Genomic DNA, 17,076 nt, shown 5'->3' on the forward strand with positions numbered 1-17,076 from the left:
CGACGGCGCGGAAGCTGATCGCGGGCGGGGTGCCGGACCCGTTCCGCGGGGAGTGGGCGGAACGGAACTGGCGCAACGTGCCCGGGCCGTTCTACGGCGCATGGACCGACAGCCTGCAGATGAGCCGCCTGGACGACCCGCTGCACATCGCGTACGACGACGAGTACGGCCCGCTCGAAGGCACCGAGTTCGTCTTCCGGCAGCCCGCGGACGCCGGGGCGGTCGAGGACTTCCTGTGGGCCTCGCAGCTGGGGCACGGCGGCTACGCGATGGACGGCGACGAGCACTGGACGGTCGACGGCGTCCGCGCGTGGTGGGCCGGGCGCGAGCGGGTGCGCGCCTGGGCGCTGGCGACCGCGCACCGGTGGGCGACCTCGTACGACCCGGCCCACGAGACGCACTGGCTGGACGCGGCGCAGGGCCTGCGCGACTACGTCGACGACATCGACAGCGGGCGGCTGGAGACGTACCTGCGCGGCTACCTGTTCTGGCTGGAGCACCGCCGCGCGCCCGGACCCACGGAGGCGCTGCCGGTGCTCGGCGGGCCGGCCGCCGAACCGGTCGGCGGTGGCGAACCGGTGGGCGGTGGCGAACCGGTGGGCGGTGGCGACCCGGTGGTGCTCGGCTACCTGGTGGCCACCCCGGACGAGATGTCCGGCGCCGGACTGCCGAAGGGCGTCCTGCTCACCTCCGCCTCCGACTGCCTCGGCGAGCGGGTACCGGGGGACGGCTGCTGGTTCGGTTCGCCGGAACACGCGCGGGAGGCCTGCGCCATGGTGGAGGTCCCGCCGGCGGCGCGGGTGACGGCCCTGCGGGCGGCGTCGGCGGACGCCGAGGTGCTGGCCCGCGAGGTCCGCGCGGCCCGCACCCACGAACCGGTGCTGCACGCCCTGCTGTACGAGCCGCCGCCGCTCGCCGACGGCGGCGCGGCGCTCGGCTGGGAGGTGCTCGGCTACGACGGCGGCCTCCTGCACAGCTGGCTCTGCAACGACCTGTACCGGGACGCGGTCGCCGAGCTCGGCGTGGAGGTCACCCCGCGCGGGCTGCTGGCGGACCGGGCCACCGCCGAGCGCCTCGCCGGGTGGGCGAACGCGCGGACCGACACCAAGCCGGTGGTCTGGTTCGCCGCCGAGCTGATCGAGTGGCCCGAGCCGATCGAGTCCCGCTCCGTCCCGGTGACCGTCGCGGTACCGGCCGCGGAGCCCGTCACCCCGTGGTGGCGTCGCCTCCTGGAGGGCTGACAGCCGAGGTCGCGGCGGCGGGACCCCGGGGAGGCGGGCGGAGGGTGTGGAAGTCCGCCGGGGCCGGGTCGAGTTGACGCTGTGCAGCAATACTGGACGAGGTTGATTAATCGGCGGTACGGTGCCGCCGTGCCCACGAACCATGCACGGCCGCTGGTTTCCGCGCCGGCCGAAACGACCGTCCTGGCCATGCTGTTGGGCGAGGGACCGCTCAGCCGGGTCGAACTGGCCCGGCGCACCGGCCTGTCCCAGACCGCGGTCACCAAGGCGGCCCGGCCCCTGCTGGCCGACGGGTACCTGTACGAGCTCCCGCCCGAGCGCACCGCGCCGGGCGCGGGCCGCCCGGTCAGCCCGCTGGCCGTCAGCGCGGACCGGGAGTTCTTCGCCGGGGTGAAGATCAGCGCCGACACCCTCTACGGGACGGTCTGCGACCTGCGCGCCGCCATGCGGACCTCCGCCCGGCGCCCGCTCGGCGAGCGGACCCCGGCCGCGGTCTGCGCCCTGCTCGTCGAGCTGGTGGAGGAACTGCTCGACTCCGCACCGGAGTTCCGGGACCGCACCCGGCACCTGGGGATCGCCGTCTCCGGAGACGTGGACCGGCCGGGCGGCACCGTCCGCTACTCGGTGCTCCCCGGCTGGCGGGACGTGCCGCTGGCCGCGACCGTCGCGGTCGCGACCGGCCTGCACGTCACCGTGGAGAACGACGTCAAGGCGCTGACCGCGGCCGAGCACTGGTTCGGCGAGGGGATCGGCACCGACGACTTCGCGCTGGTCACCATCGGCGCGGGCATCGGCTCCGGGATCGTCGTCAACGGGCGGCTGCTGGCCGGCGCCCACGGCGTGGCCGGCGAGCTGGGCCACATCGCGGTGGACCCGGCCGGACCGCGCTGCCACTGCGGCGCGGTCGGCTGCGTGGAGGCGATCGCCTCCAGCGGCGCCGTCCGCGACGCGGTCCGGGCGGTCACCGGCCGCCCGGAGCTGGAGTTCGCGGACGTGACCGCCCTCGCCCGGGGCGGCGACCCGGCCGCCCGGGAGGCCTTCGCCCGGGCCGGGCGCGCGATCGGCGTCGGCATCGCCACCCTGGTGAACCTGGTCGGTCCGGAACGCGTCGTGGTCAGCGGCGAAGGGCTCGACACCTACGACCTGTTCGGCGTGCACATCAGGGACGCGTACGCCGCCACCGCCTTCGGAGCCGCCGCGGCCTGCCCGCTGACGCTCCGTCCGCTCGCCTGGGAGGAGTGGGCCCGCGGCGGCGCCGTCGCCGGCATCCAGGCCCTCTTCCCCTGAGCGGTCGCACCACCACCCTCACCCCGCTCCCGCCCCATGGAGGGAACCACCGTGCGCATCGTCCGAACCGCCGGCCTGGCCGCCGTGCTCGCCGCGGCCCTGGTCGCCGCCGCCGTCACCCCGGTCGCGGCGGCCGAACCACCCGCTCCCGCAGCCGCCACGACGGCCGCGCAGCTCTCCGACTCCTGGACCGGCCCGCTCTCCACCCGGGGCCGGTACGTCGTCGACGCGGGCGGCAACCGCTTCAAGCTGAAGGCCGGCAACTGGGCCGGCGCCCAGGGCACCTGGGAGGGCAGCGGCGATCCGAACGACCCGGCGAACAACCAGGCCCGGCAGGTCTCGCACAACATCCCGCTCGGCCTGGACCGCGTCCCGCTGGCGCAGTTGACGGCCGACTTCCGCGCGCTCGGGCTGAACAGCGTCCGCCTGCCGTTCGCCAACGCGATGATCCACGACACCGCGCCCGTCCCGGACTCCGCCGTCGCCGCCAACCCGCAGCTGAAGGGGAGGACCCCGCTGCAGGTGTACGACGCCGTGGTGGCGGCGCTCACCGCCGACGGCTTCGCGGTGATCCTCAACAACCACACCACCAGCTACCGGTTCTGCTGCGGCCTGGACGGCAACGAGCGCTGGAACAGCGGCCAGTCCGCGCAGGCGTGGATCGACGACTGGGTGTTCCTGGTCGACCGGTACAAGGAGAACAAGCGGGTGGTCGGCGCCGACCTGCGCAACGAGGTGCGCCGCGACACCTGGGACGACCCCAACTGGGGCTGGGGCGACGGCCACGACGAGTACGCCGCGTTCGAGGAGGCCGGCAACCGGATCCTGGAGGCCGACCCGGACATGCTGGTCGTGATGGAGGGCATCAACTGGTACGGCATCCCCTCCGCGCTGTTCAGCCACGGCCGGCCGATGCTCACCCCGGTCCGCAACCTCTCCAACACGCTGATCCGCAGCGGCAAGCTGGTGTACGCCGCGCACTTCTACGCCTACACCGGGCCCGCCAACACCGGTGCGGGCAGCGGCCTCGGGTCCACCAACGACCCGCGCTACCAGGACTTCACGCCCGAGCAGCTGGCCCAGGTGGTCGACGACGAGGCGCTGTTCGTCACGCAGTCCGGCCAGCACTTCACCGCGCCGGTGTGGATCAGCGAGTTCGGTGCCGCCGGACGCGGCTCGGACAACGCCAAGGAGAAGGCCTGGTTCGACACCTTCACCGACATCCTGGTGAAGAACGACACCGACTTCGCCCAGTGGCCGGTGGTCGGCTGGGCCGGCGCCGACGGTACCCCGAACGACAGCTGGGCGCTGCTCTCCTACGACGCCGCCGGCCGCCGGTCGGGGCTGCTGGACGGCGGCGACTGGCGGGCCGCCGACTGGGCGAAGCTGACCGGCGCCGCCGGGAGGACCGGTGCCGTCGCCCAGCCCGAGCGGTGGAACATGGTCGACCTGGACTTCGGCGACCAGAACCTGTCCCTCACCATGCGCGCCAGGCCCGACTGGGCGTACGGCCACCGCAAGGGCAACTGCCCCGACACCCAGCGCCTGGTCGCCCTCGCCCGCAGCTCCAACCGCGGCCTGTGCACCGACGCGGGCGGGCCCGCCAAGGCGGCGGGGGAGTGGACGGCGGTCACCGACGAGCGGTACGTCACCCACGGCGACTGGGCGAGCGGCTACAACAAGCTGCAGTGCCCGGACGGCACCTTCGTCGTCGGCTACGGCGTCAGCGGCAACGCGATGGCCACCCTGCTCTGCGCGCCCTCCGCGAGGCCGCTGCCGCTGACCGGCCGCAACGTCTGGTTCGACCACGGCGACAACCGGCCCGCCACCGGCGGCTCGGTGGCCAGCGACTGGGCACCCGGCCACTACAAGGGCCAGTGCGCCGACAGCGAGTACCTCGCCGGGGTCGCCTTCACCTGGAAGTGGAGCCACGGCGGAGCACCCGACGCGCTGCTCTGCCGGCCGCTGGCCTGACCGGCAGCCCTCCCTTCCGGCGGGCCGCCCGCCGGAAGGGAGGGACGGACCGTCAGCGGTGCTCGACCTGGTGGATCTTCTGCCAGGAGCGCGGCTCGGCCTTCGCGGCGAGCGAGGCGGCGGCCGGGGCGCCCGAGGGCGCGGCCGCGGGCCTGGCGGGGGTGAACAGCCAGGTGTCGAACAGCTCGGCCAGCGGCTTGCCCGAGACCCGCTCGGCGTACGCGCGGAACTGGGCGATGGTGGCGTTGCCGTAGCGGTGCTCCGACTGCCAGCCGCGCAGGATCGCGAAGAAGGACTCGTCGCCGACCGCCGCGCGCAGCGCCTGCACCGCCGCCGCGCCGCGGTCGTACACCGCGAGGTCGAACTGGCCCTCCGCGCCGGGGTCGCCCGGCCGCACGGTCCAGAACGGGTCGTCGGCCGGGTGCGAGGACCAGACCCAGTCGGCGAGCTCGGCGGCCGTGCCCTCGCCCTCGTGCTCCGACCACAGGTACTGCGCGTACCGGGCGAAGCCCTCGTTCAGCCAGATGTCGCTCCACCGCTGCAGCGAGACGCTGTCGCCGAACCACTGGTGGGCCAGCTCGTGCACCACCACCGAGGTGTTGGAGCCGGAGGCGAACTGCCGGGGGCTGTAGAAGACCCGGGTCTGGTTCTCCAGGGCGAAGCGGGTCGGGACGTTGGGCACGTAGCCGCCGGCCGAGGAGAACGGGTACGGGCCGAAGTACCCGCTCAGCCAGTCGACCAGCTCGCCGGTGCGCTCCACGCTGGCCCGCGCCGCGCCCTCGTTGTCGCCCAGGTCGCGGCTGTAGGCGTTGACCACCGGCAGGCCGCCGGCGGTGGTCGAGGTGGTGACGTCGAAGCGGCCGAGGGCGAGGGTGGCCAGGTAGGTGGCCTGCGGCTTGTCCTCGCGCCAGCTGTAGCGGGTCCAGCCGAGCTGCGAGCGCTGGGAGACCAGCACGCCGTTGCTGATCGCCTGGGTGCCGTCCGGCACCAGCACCGACACGTCGAAGGTCGCCTTGTCGGACGGGTGGTCGTTGCTCGGGAACCACCACCACGCCGCCTCCGGCTCGCCCGCCGCCACCCCGCCGTCCGGGGTGCGCAGCCACGCGGTGAAGCCGTAGCGCTTCACCGCCGACGGCGTGCCCGCGTAGCGGACCACCACGGTGGCCCGCTCGCCCTTGCGCAGCGGGGCGGCCGGGGTGACCACCAGCTCCTGCTCGCCGCTGCCGGCGAAGGCCGCCCGGCGGCCGTTGACCAGCACCTCGGAGACGTCCAGCGCGAAGTCCAGGTCGAAGCGGGACAGGTCCTGGGTGGCGGTGGCCAGGATCGTGGTGGTGCCCTCCAGCCGGTCGGTGGCGGGCTGGTACTTCAGCCGGATGTCGTAGTGCGAGACGTCGTACCCGCCGTTGCCGTAGGTCGGGTAGTAGCTGTCGCCGACGCCGTCGGCGCCCGCGGCGGGGGCGGCGGCGGTCGCGGGAGAGGCCAGCAGCAGTACGGCCGTGGCCGCGGCGACGAGGAGCGTCCTGGTGCGCACGGGGGTCCTCCGGTGCGGTCGAGGATCGGATGGTTGACGGTACGTCGAACCCTGTCCCCGGCCGCACCGGTTCACTCGCTCCCGGGCGCGTCGTTATGAAATGTTCACGTCACTTCACGGGGCGGTGACACGGCGTCACAACGGTGCGATCCGCTCCCCGGTGGCCGCCAGCCGCACGCTGATCGCCTCCACCGGACACATCTCCGCCGCCTCGGTCAGCTCCGCCGAGCCCGCACCCGGGCCCGGCCGGGCCTCGGCCCGCCCGTCCGCGCCCAGCGCCAGGTCGTCCGGCGCCGTCGCCGCGCACAGCCCCGTGCCCACGCACCTGACCCGGTCGACCTCGACCAGCACCGCACCCGGGCCCTCCGCGCCCCCGCTCACCAGCTCAGCCCCAGGGACAGCGGGCTGCGGGTCAGCAGGCCCTGCCGCCACTCGATCGAGTCCACCGGCGCGGACAGCCGCATCCCCGGCACCCGGCGGGCCAGCTTGTGCAGGCCGAGCTCCAGCTCCATCCGGGCCAGCCACGCGCCCAGGCAGTGGTGCGGGCCCGCGCCGAAGGTCAGGCTCGGCCCGGCCAACGGCCCGAACAGGTCAGTTTCCTCCGCCGGGTACACCAGCGGGTCGTGGTTGCCGGCGGTGGTGTCCGCCGCGACCACCGCGCCCGCCGGGATCAGCACCCCGCCGACCTCCACGTCCTCCACCGCCCGGCGCAGCATCCCCGGCAGCGCGTCCCGGTCGCCCAGCGGGATCCGGCGCAGGATCTGCTCGGTCGCCGCGGCCGCCGCCTCCGGGTCGGCGCCGATCCGCCGCCACGCCGCACGGTCCCGGTCCAGCAGGTACACCAGCGCGTTGCCGAGCGAGGTCATCGTGGTCTCGTGCCCCGCCACCACCAGCCCGCAGACCAGCGCGGTCAGCTGCTGCTCGCTCACCCCGCCGGTCTGGTCCGCCGCCTGGACCAGGCTGCTCACCAGGTCCTCGCCCGGGCTCTTGCGGCGCTCGGTCAGCAGCTGGTAGCCGAACTCGCCGAACTCCCGCATCGCGGTGGCGATCTCCTCGGCGGAGTACGCGGTGACCGACAGCGCGTGGTCGCTCCAGTGCGCGAGGCGCTCCAGGTCCAGCCCGTCCAGGTCCATCAGGCGGCTGATCACGGCGACCGGCAGCGGACGGGTGAAGTTCGCCACCGCGTCCACCGGCGGCCCCGCCGCCACCAGCTCCTCGACCAGGGTGTCCACCACGCCCGACACCCACGGCCGCCAGCGCTCGATGGCGCGCGGGGTGAACGCCCGCTGCACGGTCCGGCGGATCCGCTGGTGCTCCGGCCCGTCACTGTTGAGCAGGGAGTCCGGGTCGTCCAGGATGTTCGGCGTCACGGTGACCGGCGGCGCGCCCGCGGCGTACAGCGACGAGCGGTTGATCCGCGGGTCGGCCAGCACCTGCCGGACGTCCGCGTGCCGCGTCACCAACCAGGCGGGAGTGCCGGTCGGCAGGGCGACCAGGCGCGGCGGGCCCGGCTCGGCGTGCCGCAGGCAGTGCAACGGGACGAGCGGCGGCGTGTCGGCGGTGGTCAAATCCGTCCTCCAGGCGAGTGCGGCCGAGGGAGCTGCGGAACCGCAGACCCGCCCCCGACCGTACGGGCGCACCCGTCCCCGCGAGAAGGACGCAAACCAGCCAACAGCCGCTGCACGAACCACCCCTGACGGGACGTCCGGGCAGCGGCCGGGGCCGGGAGGCGGTCAGACGCCCGTCTCGGCGGGCAGCCGGCCCGCCCGGACCGCCGCCAGCAGCGCCGCGTGGTCCGCCTCGCTCTGGTCGGCGTAGGCCACCGCGAACGCGGCGACCGCCTCGTCCAGGCGCTCGTCCTTGCCGCAGTACCCCGCCACCGTCGCCGCGTCCGCGGTGTGGGCGTGCGCCCGGGCGAGCAGCGCGCCGGTCAGGCGCCCGTAGTCGTCCAGCTGCGCGGGCAGCAGCGCGGCCGGATCCACACTGCCCTTGCGGTTGCGGAACTGCCGCACCTGGTACGGCAGCCCGTCCACCGTGGTCCAGCCCATCAGCACGTCGCTGACCACCTGCATGCGCTTCTGCCCGAGCACCACGCGGCGGCCCTCGTGCCCGTCCGCCCCGGCCGCCGCGGCGACCGGGAAACCGGCCCGCCGCAGGTGCGGCAGCAGCACCGACGCCCGCGCCTCCTTCACCTGGAGCACCAGCGGCTGCTCCCGCTGGTCGACCAGCAGCACCACGTACGAGCGGGTGCCGACGCTGCCGGTGCCGACGATCCGGAAGGCGACGTCCTGCACGCTGTACCGGGCAAGCAGCGGCTGCAGCTCCGCCGGGACGGTCTCCCGGTAGGCGGCCAGCGACTCCGCGACCCGCGCGGCCCGGGTGTCGCTCACCTCGCTGAGCACCGGCGGCGCCGCCACGAAGCGCCAACCGCCGTCCTCGGTGCGGTCGGTGGACTTCGCGGCGAACTTGGCACTGGTGTTGCGCAGTGCCTTCGCCGACACCGCCGCCAGCACCTCGTTCAGCTCGTGCGCCTCGGTCAGGGTCACCAGCTGGTCGTCGGGGATGGCGTTCCAGGCGTCCAGCGCGGAGAGCTTGGCCAGCCGCCGCATGGTCCGCCGGTACGAGCCGACCGAGTCGAACGCCGCCCGCCGGCAGGTGTCCTCGTCCGCCCCGGCCTGCCGGCCGGCCAGCACCAGGCTGGCGGCCAGCCGCTTGAGGTCCCACTCCCAGGGGCCCGGCACGGTCTCGTCGAAGTCGTTGATGTCGACCGCCAGCCGGCCCCGGGCGTCGCCGTAGAGGCCGAAGTTGGCGGCGTGCGCGTCACCGCACAGCTGGGCGACCACCCCGGTCGTCGGGGTGGTGGCCAGATCGTGTGCCATCAGACCCGCGGAGCCGCGCAGGAACGCGAACGGCGAGGCCGCCATCCGGCCGATCCTTATCGGCACCAGGTGCGGCAGGCGCCCCGCGTTGGCCTCCTCGACGGCGGTCGCCACACTCGGCCGACCGGCCGCCGGCGCGTGCAGCGCGTGCGCCTCGCGCGGGGTGCGCTCGCGCAGCGCCTTGCCGCGGGCCTTCCCGCTGCCCTCCGGCGGCCACGGCGCGAACCCCGCCACCGCGCCGACCCGCGGTCCGGGCGCCCCGTCCCGGCCGCTGCGCAGCCGTGCCGCGCCGCCCTCCCCGAGCCCGCCCGCCACAGCCTCCGCCGTCCCTGCCAACCCCACCACCGGACTCCGTTCCGTTCGTCTTACCGGACCGACGCCGGCGCGCGGCGTTCGGTTCCGGCCGCGGCCGAAACCTACCGGGTCCCGGTGACCGCCCTCGACATTGCCCACGTAACATGCCGACATGGCCCATGACCTGCACGCCCTCGACGACGACTACCTGGCCTTCTGGCGCGAGTACCAGCTCTGCACACTGACCACCCTGCGCCCGAACGGCACCCCGCACGTCGTCCCGGTCGGCGCGACCTTCGACCCGCGGACGCTGACCGCCCGGGTGATCAGCAGCCGGGCCAGCCGCAAGGTGCAGAACGTCCTCGCGGCCGGCGAGCAGGGCCTGCGGGTCGCGCTCTGCCAGGTCGACCGGGCCCGCTGGTCGACCCTGGAGGGCCTCGCGGTGGTCCGCGACGACCCGGCGGCGGTCGCCGACGCGGTCCGGCGCTACGCCGAGCGCTACCGCCAGCCGCGCGAGAACCCGGAGCGCGTGGTGATCGAGATCGCCGTCGACCGCGCCCTCGGGCGCGCCTGAGAGCAGCCCGGGACACGCCGCGGGGCGGGGGTGTCGACCCCCGCCCCGCGGCGCCCGCCGGCGGACCGGCTCCGGATCAGCCGACCGACACCGCCGACCAGGCCGCCGCCACCGCCGCGTACTCCGCGCTCGACGCACCGTACAGGTCGGTCGCCGCCCTCAGCGTCGCGGTCCGGGCACCCGCGTAGTTGGTGGTCGAGGTCATGTAGACGCTCAGCGCCCGGTACCAGATCGCCCCGAGCCTGTCCCGCCCGATGCCGGTCACCGACGCGCCGTTGCAGGTCGGGCTGTTGTACGACACCCCGTTGACCACCTTGGCGCCGCTGCCCTCGGCCAGCAGGTACGCGAAGTGGTTGGCCACGCCCGAGGAGTAGTGCACGTCGAGGTTGCCGACGCTCGAACTCCAGCAGTCCGCCGACTTGGTGTCCTTCGACGGCTGGTCCATGAAGCGCAGCGCCGCCTTGCCGAAGCCGGACTTCACGATCTCCTCGCCGATCAGGTAGTCGCCCGGGTCGTCGGCGTTGCCCGCGTACCACTCGACCAGGGTGCCCATGATGTCCGAGGTCGCCTCGTTCAACCCACCGGACTCCCCGGAGTAGTTGAGCTTCGCGGTGCGCGAGGTCACGCCGTGCGACATCTCGTGCCCGGCCACGTCCAGCGACACCAGCGGACCGAAGGTCGTCCCGTCCCCGTCGCCGTACGTCATGCAGAAGCAGCTGTCCTGCCAGAAGGCGTTGTTGTAGTTGCTGCCGTAGTGCACCCGGTTGTACGAGCCCTTGCCGTCACCGGCGATGCCGCTGCGGCCGTGCACGTTCTTGTAGTAGTCCCAGGTGGTGTCGGTGCCGTACTGCGCGTCGACCGCGGCGGTGGCCCGGTCGGCGTCGGCGCCGGTGCCCCAGTGGTTGTCCGCGTCGGTGAACAGGGTGGCGGGCGCCCGGCTGAAGCAGATCGAACCGAAGCACAGGTCCGTCTTGTTGGCCGCGTCGCCGGTGTAGGTGTTGCCCCGGTTCGGGTCCTTCAGCTGGTAGCTGCTGCCCGACTGGGTGGTCTCCAGCGCCACCGTCCCGCTGTAGAGGGACCGGCCGTCGCCGGCGGCGGTCTCCAGGCCGTCCCAGTCGGCGATCCGCTCGCCGCTGCGGGCGTCGGTCAGCACCGTCCGCGCCACCGGGTTGCCCAGGTAGTCGGTGCCCGCGACGGTGGTCTGCCAGGCCAGTCGCGGCGCGCCGTGCGCGGCGTCCACCACCAGCTGCGGGGCGGAGCCGCCGGAGGTCTCGCGGGCGCCCGGCACCGCCTGCCGCAGCGCGCCGCCCGCCTGTGCGGCGGCCGCGTCCGCACCCACCGCCGGGGTGGTGCTCGGCACCGCCAGATCGCCGCCGGCCGCCCGGTCGGCGTCCCGGAACGCGCCGCCCGGGGTCAGGTGCACCACCAGGTCGCCGCCGATCACCGGCAGCCCCCGGTAGCTGCGGTCGAACCGGACGTGCTGGGTGCCGTCCGCGTCGACCACCACGTCGCGGACGGTCCGGCCCTGCGCGGCGGTGACGGCCAGCTGCGTGCTGTGCGCGTCCACCGCCGCCTGGGCCCGGGCCACCGCCGTCGCCGGACTCGGGCGGCCCGCCGCCCGGTCGCCGGGCGCGGAGGGCGCGGCGGCCGCCACCAGGGTGCCGGTGGCGAGGGCGACGGCGGTGGCGATCGCGGTGGTGCGGATGCTGGTGCGCATCGGACTCCTCTGGAAGTGGGGGAGCCCGGGGAGCAGGCGCGGGGTGCCGCCCGTCCCCGGAGGGAGGGAGCGTGGCGCCGAACCTGAGAAGCACAGTGGGACAGTCGTTTTACATGTCCAGGACACCCGGCGTCCAGAGCCGGGGCGGAAATCGGCGTGCGAAACTGACACCGTGTCGAACAACCGCACGCCGCCGTACGGCGTGATCGAACTCTTGGACCCGGACGACAACCGCTGGCACTTCGTCCGCGGCCCGCTCGACCTGCGCGCCGCCAAGCGGCTCGTCCTCACCGCGCACACCGTGCTGGAGGGCTACCTCGGGTGGCCCGACCCCGAGCACCTCGCGGTGGTCGCGGACACCGACCGGCGCACGTTCTGGCAGACGGTCAAGCGCGGGCTGGAGGACGGGCGCGGCGAGGTGTTCCACGTCGCGTACGAGTTCGGCTCCGCCGAGGGTCGGCGGATGGTCTTCCTCGACCGCTACTGCTGACCGGCGCCGGCCTCGGGCCGCGCGGCGACGGGGGCCCTTGCTTCCGGGGCGGGGACGGCATTAACTAGCATTGCTAATTAAACGGTGCCCGCCCCGAGGAGAGGAACGGCTGTGGTGCAGCAGCACGCGGATCAGTACATCGGCGGTGCCTGGCGGCCCTCGCTCGACGGCGGCGCCATCGAGGTCGTCGACCCCGCCACCGAGACGGTCATCGCCACCGTCCCCGCCGGCGCGGCCGCCGACATCGACGCCGCCGTCGCCGCGGCCCGCGCAGCCGCCCGCGGCTGGGCCGCCACCGGCCGCGAGGAGCGGCTGGCCGCGCTCACCCGCCTGCGCGACGGACTCGCCGCCGCCCAGGCCGAGATCGCCGGGACCGTCACCGCCGAACTCGGCAGCCCGATCGGCTTCGCCACCGCCGTCCAGGCCGGCCTGCCGCTCGCCGTCGCCTCCTCCTACCTGGAGATCCTCGCCGGGTACGCCTTCGAGGAACGGGTCGGCAACTCCGTCGTCCACGCCGAACCGGTCGGCGTGGTCGCCGCGATCACCCCGTGGAACTACCCGCTCCACCAGATCGTCGCCAAGGTCGTCCCCGCCCTCGCCGCCGGCTGCACCGTCGTCCTGAAGCCCGCCGAGGACACCCCGCTGGTCGCCCGCCTGTTCGCCCGGATCGTCGACGAGGCCGGCTTCCCGCCCGGCGTGTTCAACCTGGTCACCGGCGCCGGCGCGGTCGCCGGCGCGGCCCTCGCCGCCCACCCGGACGTCGACCTGGTCTCCTTCACAGGCTCCACCGCCGTCGGCCGGACCGTCGCCGAGACCGCCGGACGCGGCATCAAGCGGGTCGCCCTGGAACTCGGCGGCAAGTCCGCCAACGTCGTCCTCCCCGGCGCCGACCTGACCCGCGCCGTCAACGTCAACGTCGCCAACGCCTTCGCCAACTCCGGCCAGACCTGCAGCGCCTGGACCCGCCTGCTGGTCCACCAGGACCAGTACGAGGAGGCCGTCGAACTCGCCGCCAAGGCCGCCGCCAAGTACACCCCCGGCGACCCCACCGACCCCGCCACCCGCCTCGGCCCGCTGGTCAACGCCCGCCAGCTGGAGCGCGTCCGCGGCTACATCCGGGGCGCCCTCGACCAGGGCGCCCGCCTGGTCGCCGGCGGTCCCGAACGCCCCGACGGCCTGGAGCGCGGCCACTACGTCCGCCCCACCGTGCTCGCCGACGTCACCGCCGACATGACCGTCGCCCAGGAGGAGGTCTTCGGCCCGGTCCTGTCGATCCTCGCCTACCGCGACGAGGAGCACGCCCTGGAACTCGCCAACGGCACCCAGTACGGGCTCGCCGGCGGCGTCTGGGCCGCGGACCAGGACACCGCCGTCGCCTTCGCCCTCCGCATGGACACCGGCCAGGTCGACATCAACGGCGGCCGCTTCAACCCGCTCGCCCCCTTCGGCGGCCACAAGTCCTCCGGCATCGGCCGCGAACTCGGCACCCACGGCCTCGCCGAGTACCTGCACACCAAGTCCCTGCAGTTCTGACCCGCCGACCCGTCCCCTGACCGCCGTGCCGGGCCCTGACCGCCGTGCCGGGCCCTGACCGCCATGCCGCGTCCGGGTCCGGCCCCGGGTCTGGACAGCGGTGCGGCGGTCGGCCACTCTTCACCCCCATGACCCTCCCGAACAGCCGGAATTCCCCCGCCCCCGCCGCACCCGTCGTCGAGCGCTCCGCGCTCTTCGAGGCGATCACCGCCGTCGGCGACGCCGCCGTCCCCCTGCTCGGCGACCGCCGGGGTGCCACCCCGGTACCCGGTGCCACCTGGACGGTGGCCGAAGCGGCGGCCCACCTCGCCATGGCCAACGAGCTGATGGCCGGCCTGGCCGCCGGCGAGGACCGGCCGTACGGCGACGGCACCCCCGCCTCGCTCGCCGCCGCCAACGCGGCCTCGCTCGCCGAGCTGCCGGAGCGCGACCCCGCCGTCCTCGCCGCTGACATCGCCCGCCACGCCCGGGAGTTCACCGCGGCCGCGGGCCGACGCTCCGGCACCGAACCCGTCGTGACCCCGCTCGGCCCGATGGACCTCGACACCCTCGGCGCCTACCTGCTGACCCACATGCTCGGCCACCTGTACGACATCGCCGTCGCGCTCGGACGGCCCCACCCCATCGACCGGCGCCGGGTCGAACTGACCATGCCGTTCCTGCGCACCGCCATGCCGCTGGTCGTGGACGCGCGCGCCGCCGCCGGGCACAGCGCCTGCTACCGGCTGCGGGTCCGGGGCCTCGGCGGCTTCGCCGTCACCTTCACCGACGGCGCCGCCGAGGTCGGCCAGGAGCCGCCGCGCCGCGCGGACTGCACCATCCTCACCGAGCCGGTCGCCTTCCTGCTCATCGCCCTCGGCCGCTACACCGCCACCGACGCGCTCACCCGCGGCAAGGTCCTCGCCTGGGGCCGCCGCCCCTGGCTGGCCGCCCGCTTCCCGAGCCTCTTCACGGCCCCCTGACCGGGAGCGGATGAGTACCGCTACTCAGGCGCCCGGCCCGGCCCCTCCGGCACGATGGCGGCACCACCCCGCACCCGGTGGCCGGGCGACCGCACCGGCCGCGCGCCACGAAGGAGCCGTGCCCCATGCTCGCCCGGATCGCTGCCGTCCTGGTCCCCGTGCTCGGCCGGCTGTCCGTCAGCTCCGAGGTGTCCGGCCCCGTCGCCCCGGGCAGCATCGTCGTCGCCAACCACAGCTCGCTCGCCGACCCCGGGGTGGTGCTCGCCGCACTGCGCGAGGTCGGCACCGAGCCGGTCGTCATGGCGACCGCCGGCCTGTGGCGGGTGCCGGTGCTCGGCCGGGTCCTGCGGGCCGGCGGCCACATCCCCGTCCACCGCGGCACGGCCCACGCCTCCGCCGCCCTCGACGCCGCCGCGGCGGCCCTCGCGGACGGCCGCGTCGTCCTGATCTACGGCGAGGGCGGCCTGCCCGAGCGGCGCGACCCCCTGGACGCCGCACCGACCGCCTTCCGCACCGGCCTCGCCCGCCTCGCCGCGATGACCGGCGCCCCGGTCGTCCCGCTCGGCCAGTGCGGCGCCCGCCGCCTCAGCTCGGGCAGCACCGCCAAGCAGATCGCCGGCTTCGCCACCGCCCCCCTGCGCCGCCCCGCCCTCCACGTCCACCTCGGCGCGCCCCTCCACCTCTCCGCCGACATCACCGAGGCCACCACCACCGCCCACCACGCCGTCACCACCGCCTGGCGCGCCGCGGAACAGCACCTCCCCGCCCGCCGCGGCACCGGGCCGGACGAAGCCGCGTAGCCCCGTGCGGGCCCGGGTCGTCGACGTGCGGGATCCACGCGTCGAAGGCGGATTCGCGGCCCGGCAGATTCACGGGTGCTGGGCGCCGCTGACCTCGGGGACCGTCCGGACCGGCGTCAGCCAGGTGGTCTGCTGCCGGTCCGAGTCGAAGGTGCGGGCGGCGTCGAAGGCGCCGGTGAGGTCGGGGTGGCGGCCCAGGATGTCGTGGGCCAGGGTGAGGGCGGGTGGTTCGAGGCGGCGGGTCAGGCCGAGGTGGGGCATCCAGCGGCCGGGGAGGTAGTGCTCGTCGGGGTCGGGGGCGGTGGCCAGCTCCTGCCACACCGCGCGGTGCAGGTCGACCAGGTCGGGGCTCGGCACCACGCCCCAGGTCAGGACCCGGCGTCGGCTGCGGGCGCTGAAGGTCAGCAGCCCGCTGAGCCGCACCGCCACCGGCACCGCCCCGCCCAGCACCGCGCGCACCCGCTCCAGCGCGTCCGGCGTGATCGCCCCGCACGCCGCGAGCGTCAGGTGCGGCCGGTGCCCCGGGTGCGGGTTGTCGGCGACGCTGTCGACGCCGCCGTCCGCCAGCTGCCGCCACACCGCCCGCACGGCCCGGTCCAGCGCCGGTTCGCAGGTCAATTCGATCGTCTGCACCCGGCTACGGTAGATCTTGTCCGAGGACTGTCCCGCACCGGGTCGGCGGTGTGGTTGGTTGGAGGACGTGATGATGACCGAGGGCTCCGTGCCTCGCCGCCGACGCGTCCGACGCCTCCACCTCGTCCGACGCACCGCCGCGCTGCTCGCGGCGTCCGGGCTGGCCCTGCTGCCGAGCGTGCAGCCGGCCGCGGCCGAGGGCTCCCGGACCGAGTTCACCATCGGCGACCCCAGGATCACCGAGTCCAGCGGCCTCGCCGCGAGCCGCGCGCACCCCGGCGTCTACTGGACGCACAACGACAGCGACGACGGCCCGTACGTCTACGCGGTCGACTCCACCGGCAGGACCGTCGCCACCGTCACCCTGCGCGGCATCAAGCCCCGTGACGTCGAGGCGATCTCGCTCGGGCCGGACGGCGCGCTCTACCTCGGCGACATCGGCGACAACCTGGACGGCAGCTGGAGCGAGGTGTGGATCTACCGCTTCGCCGAGCCCGCCGAGCTCCGCGACCAGACCGTGGACGCCACCCGCTACCGGGTGCGGTACGAGGACGGCCCCCGCAACGCAGAGGCGCTGATGATCCACCCGGGCACCGGCCGGGCGTACATCGCGAGCAAGAACGAGCGCACCGGCGGCCTCTACCAGGGCCCGGAGAAGCTCTCGGCGACCGGGGTGAACACCTTCCGCCGGATCGCCGACGTCCCGTGGGTCACCGACGGCGCGTTCTCCCCGGACGGCACCCGGCTCCTGCTGCGCGGCTACTTCTTCGCCGAGGAGTACCGCTGGAAGGACGGCGGCGCCGCCCCGCAGCGCCTGGGCAGCGTGGAGCTGCCCTTCCAGCGCCAGGGCGAGTCGGTCACCTTCGCGCCCGACGGCCGCTCGGTGCTGTACGGGACCGAGGGCAAGAACAGCACCGTCACCCGCGTCCCGCTCAGCGGCGACAAGCTCCCCGACAGCGCGGCCACCGCCACCCCCACCACCCCCGCGCCGACCGCGTCGGGGCCCGCCTCCCCGGGCGCCGCGCCGGCCGGCGGCGCCACCGCCCCGGGCCAAGGAACCGGGAGCCGCTCCACCGGCATCCTCATCGCCGTGGGCGCGGTCGCCCTGCTCGCCGCCGTGTTCCGCCGGCGCTCGCGCTCCCGCGGGGACAGCTGAACCGA

The 17,076-nt window shown here is 75.0% G+C and carries 15 protein-coding genes; 9 read left to right on the forward strand and 6 right to left on the reverse strand.

Going from position 1 to position 17,076, the window contains the following annotated elements:
- The first annotated feature begins 29 nt into the window (after positions 1-29).
- The 3 genes from ABEB06_RS38270 (at position 30) to ABEB06_RS38280 (ending at position 4,502) form a co-directional block, all read left to right on the forward strand.
- Entirely contained in the window at positions 30-1,241 is a 1,212-nt protein-coding gene (locus ABEB06_RS38270; protein ID WP_345701567.1) for a hypothetical protein, read from the forward strand.
- A gap of 129 nt (positions 1,242-1,370) precedes the next feature.
- The gene (locus ABEB06_RS38275) at positions 1,371-2,528 is read left to right on the forward strand and encodes an ROK family transcriptional regulator (protein WP_345701568.1); all 1,158 of its coding nucleotides are present in this window, start codon (positions 1,371-1,373) and stop codon (positions 2,526-2,528) included.
- Between the two features lie 36 nt (positions 2,529-2,564).
- Complete coding sequence (locus ABEB06_RS38280) at positions 2,565-4,502, forward strand: glycoside hydrolase family 5 protein (RefSeq protein ID WP_425559747.1); 1,938 nt, start codon at positions 2,565-2,567, stop codon at positions 4,500-4,502.
- A gap of 52 nt (positions 4,503-4,554) precedes the next feature.
- Here ABEB06_RS38280 and ABEB06_RS38285 read toward each other — a convergent pair whose 3' ends face one another.
- From ABEB06_RS38285 to ABEB06_RS38300, 4 genes are all read right to left on the reverse strand, one after another.
- Positions 4,555-6,033 (reverse strand): M1 family metallopeptidase, encoded by a 1,479-nt coding sequence (locus tag ABEB06_RS38285; RefSeq protein ID WP_345701570.1) that lies wholly within the window; start codon positions 6,031-6,033, stop codon positions 4,555-4,557.
- 135 nt (positions 6,034-6,168) lie between these two features.
- Positions 6,169-6,414: a ferredoxin gene (locus tag ABEB06_RS38290; RefSeq protein WP_345701571.1), complete on the reverse strand. Its 246-nt coding sequence runs from the start codon at positions 6,412-6,414 to the stop codon at positions 6,169-6,171.
- Positions 6,411-7,601 carry a cytochrome P450 gene (locus ABEB06_RS38295; RefSeq protein ID WP_345701572.1) on the reverse strand — a complete coding sequence of 397 codons (1,191 nt, stop codon included), beginning with the start codon at positions 7,599-7,601 and terminating at the stop codon, positions 6,411-6,413. Before ABEB06_RS38295 ends, ABEB06_RS38290 begins: the two co-directional genes overlap by 4 nt.
- Positions 7,602-7,766: 165 nt before the next feature.
- Positions 7,767-9,254, reverse strand: coding sequence for a DUF2252 domain-containing protein (locus ABEB06_RS38300; protein ID WP_425559748.1), 1,488 nt, complete (start codon positions 9,252-9,254; stop codon positions 7,767-7,769).
- Between the two features lie 124 nt (positions 9,255-9,378).
- Here ABEB06_RS38300 and ABEB06_RS38305 point away from each other — a divergent pair, with 124 nt between their 5' ends.
- On the forward strand, positions 9,379-9,780 hold the full coding sequence (locus tag ABEB06_RS38305) for a pyridoxamine 5'-phosphate oxidase family protein (protein WP_345701573.1): 402 nt from the start codon (positions 9,379-9,381) through the stop codon (positions 9,778-9,780).
- Between the two features lie 76 nt (positions 9,781-9,856).
- On the opposite strand, the gene ABEB06_RS38310 is transcribed toward ABEB06_RS38305, so the two are convergent.
- Positions 9,857-11,497 (reverse strand): M4 family metallopeptidase, encoded by a 1,641-nt coding sequence (locus ABEB06_RS38310; protein ID WP_345701574.1) that lies wholly within the window; start codon positions 11,495-11,497, stop codon positions 9,857-9,859.
- 172 nt (positions 11,498-11,669) lie between these two features.
- On the opposite strand from ABEB06_RS38310, the gene ABEB06_RS38315 reads away from it, so the two are divergent.
- From ABEB06_RS38315 to ABEB06_RS38330, 4 genes are all read left to right on the forward strand, one after another.
- Entirely contained in the window at positions 11,670-11,987 is a 318-nt protein-coding gene (locus ABEB06_RS38315) for a hypothetical protein (RefSeq protein ID WP_345701575.1), read from the forward strand.
- Between the two features lie 114 nt (positions 11,988-12,101).
- Positions 12,102-13,520: an aldehyde dehydrogenase family protein gene (locus ABEB06_RS38320; protein WP_345701576.1), complete on the forward strand. Its 1,419-nt coding sequence runs from the start codon at positions 12,102-12,104 to the stop codon at positions 13,518-13,520.
- A gap of 128 nt (positions 13,521-13,648) precedes the next feature.
- Positions 13,649-14,482, forward strand: coding sequence for a maleylpyruvate isomerase family mycothiol-dependent enzyme (locus tag ABEB06_RS38325; protein ID WP_345701577.1), 834 nt, complete (start codon positions 13,649-13,651; stop codon positions 14,480-14,482).
- 125 nt (positions 14,483-14,607) lie between these two features.
- A complete protein-coding gene (locus ABEB06_RS38330) occupies positions 14,608-15,282 on the forward strand; it encodes a lysophospholipid acyltransferase family protein (RefSeq protein WP_345701578.1) in 675 nt (224 codons plus the stop codon).
- 69 nt (positions 15,283-15,351) lie between these two features.
- On the opposite strand, the gene ABEB06_RS38335 is transcribed toward ABEB06_RS38330, so the two are convergent.
- Entirely contained in the window at positions 15,352-15,915 is a 564-nt protein-coding gene (locus ABEB06_RS38335; protein WP_345701579.1) for a 2'-5' RNA ligase family protein, read from the reverse strand.
- A gap of 73 nt (positions 15,916-15,988) precedes the next feature.
- Here ABEB06_RS38335 and ABEB06_RS38340 point away from each other — a divergent pair, with 73 nt between their 5' ends.
- Positions 15,989-17,071, forward strand: a complete 1,083-nt coding sequence (locus tag ABEB06_RS38340; RefSeq protein WP_345701580.1) for a hypothetical protein — start codon at positions 15,989-15,991, stop codon at positions 17,069-17,071.
- Positions 17,072-17,076: the final 5 nt, after the last annotated feature.

This window comes from Kitasatospora terrestris, from assembly GCF_039542905.1.
GTDB lineage: Bacteria > Actinomycetota > Actinomycetes > Streptomycetales > Streptomycetaceae > Kitasatospora > Kitasatospora terrestris.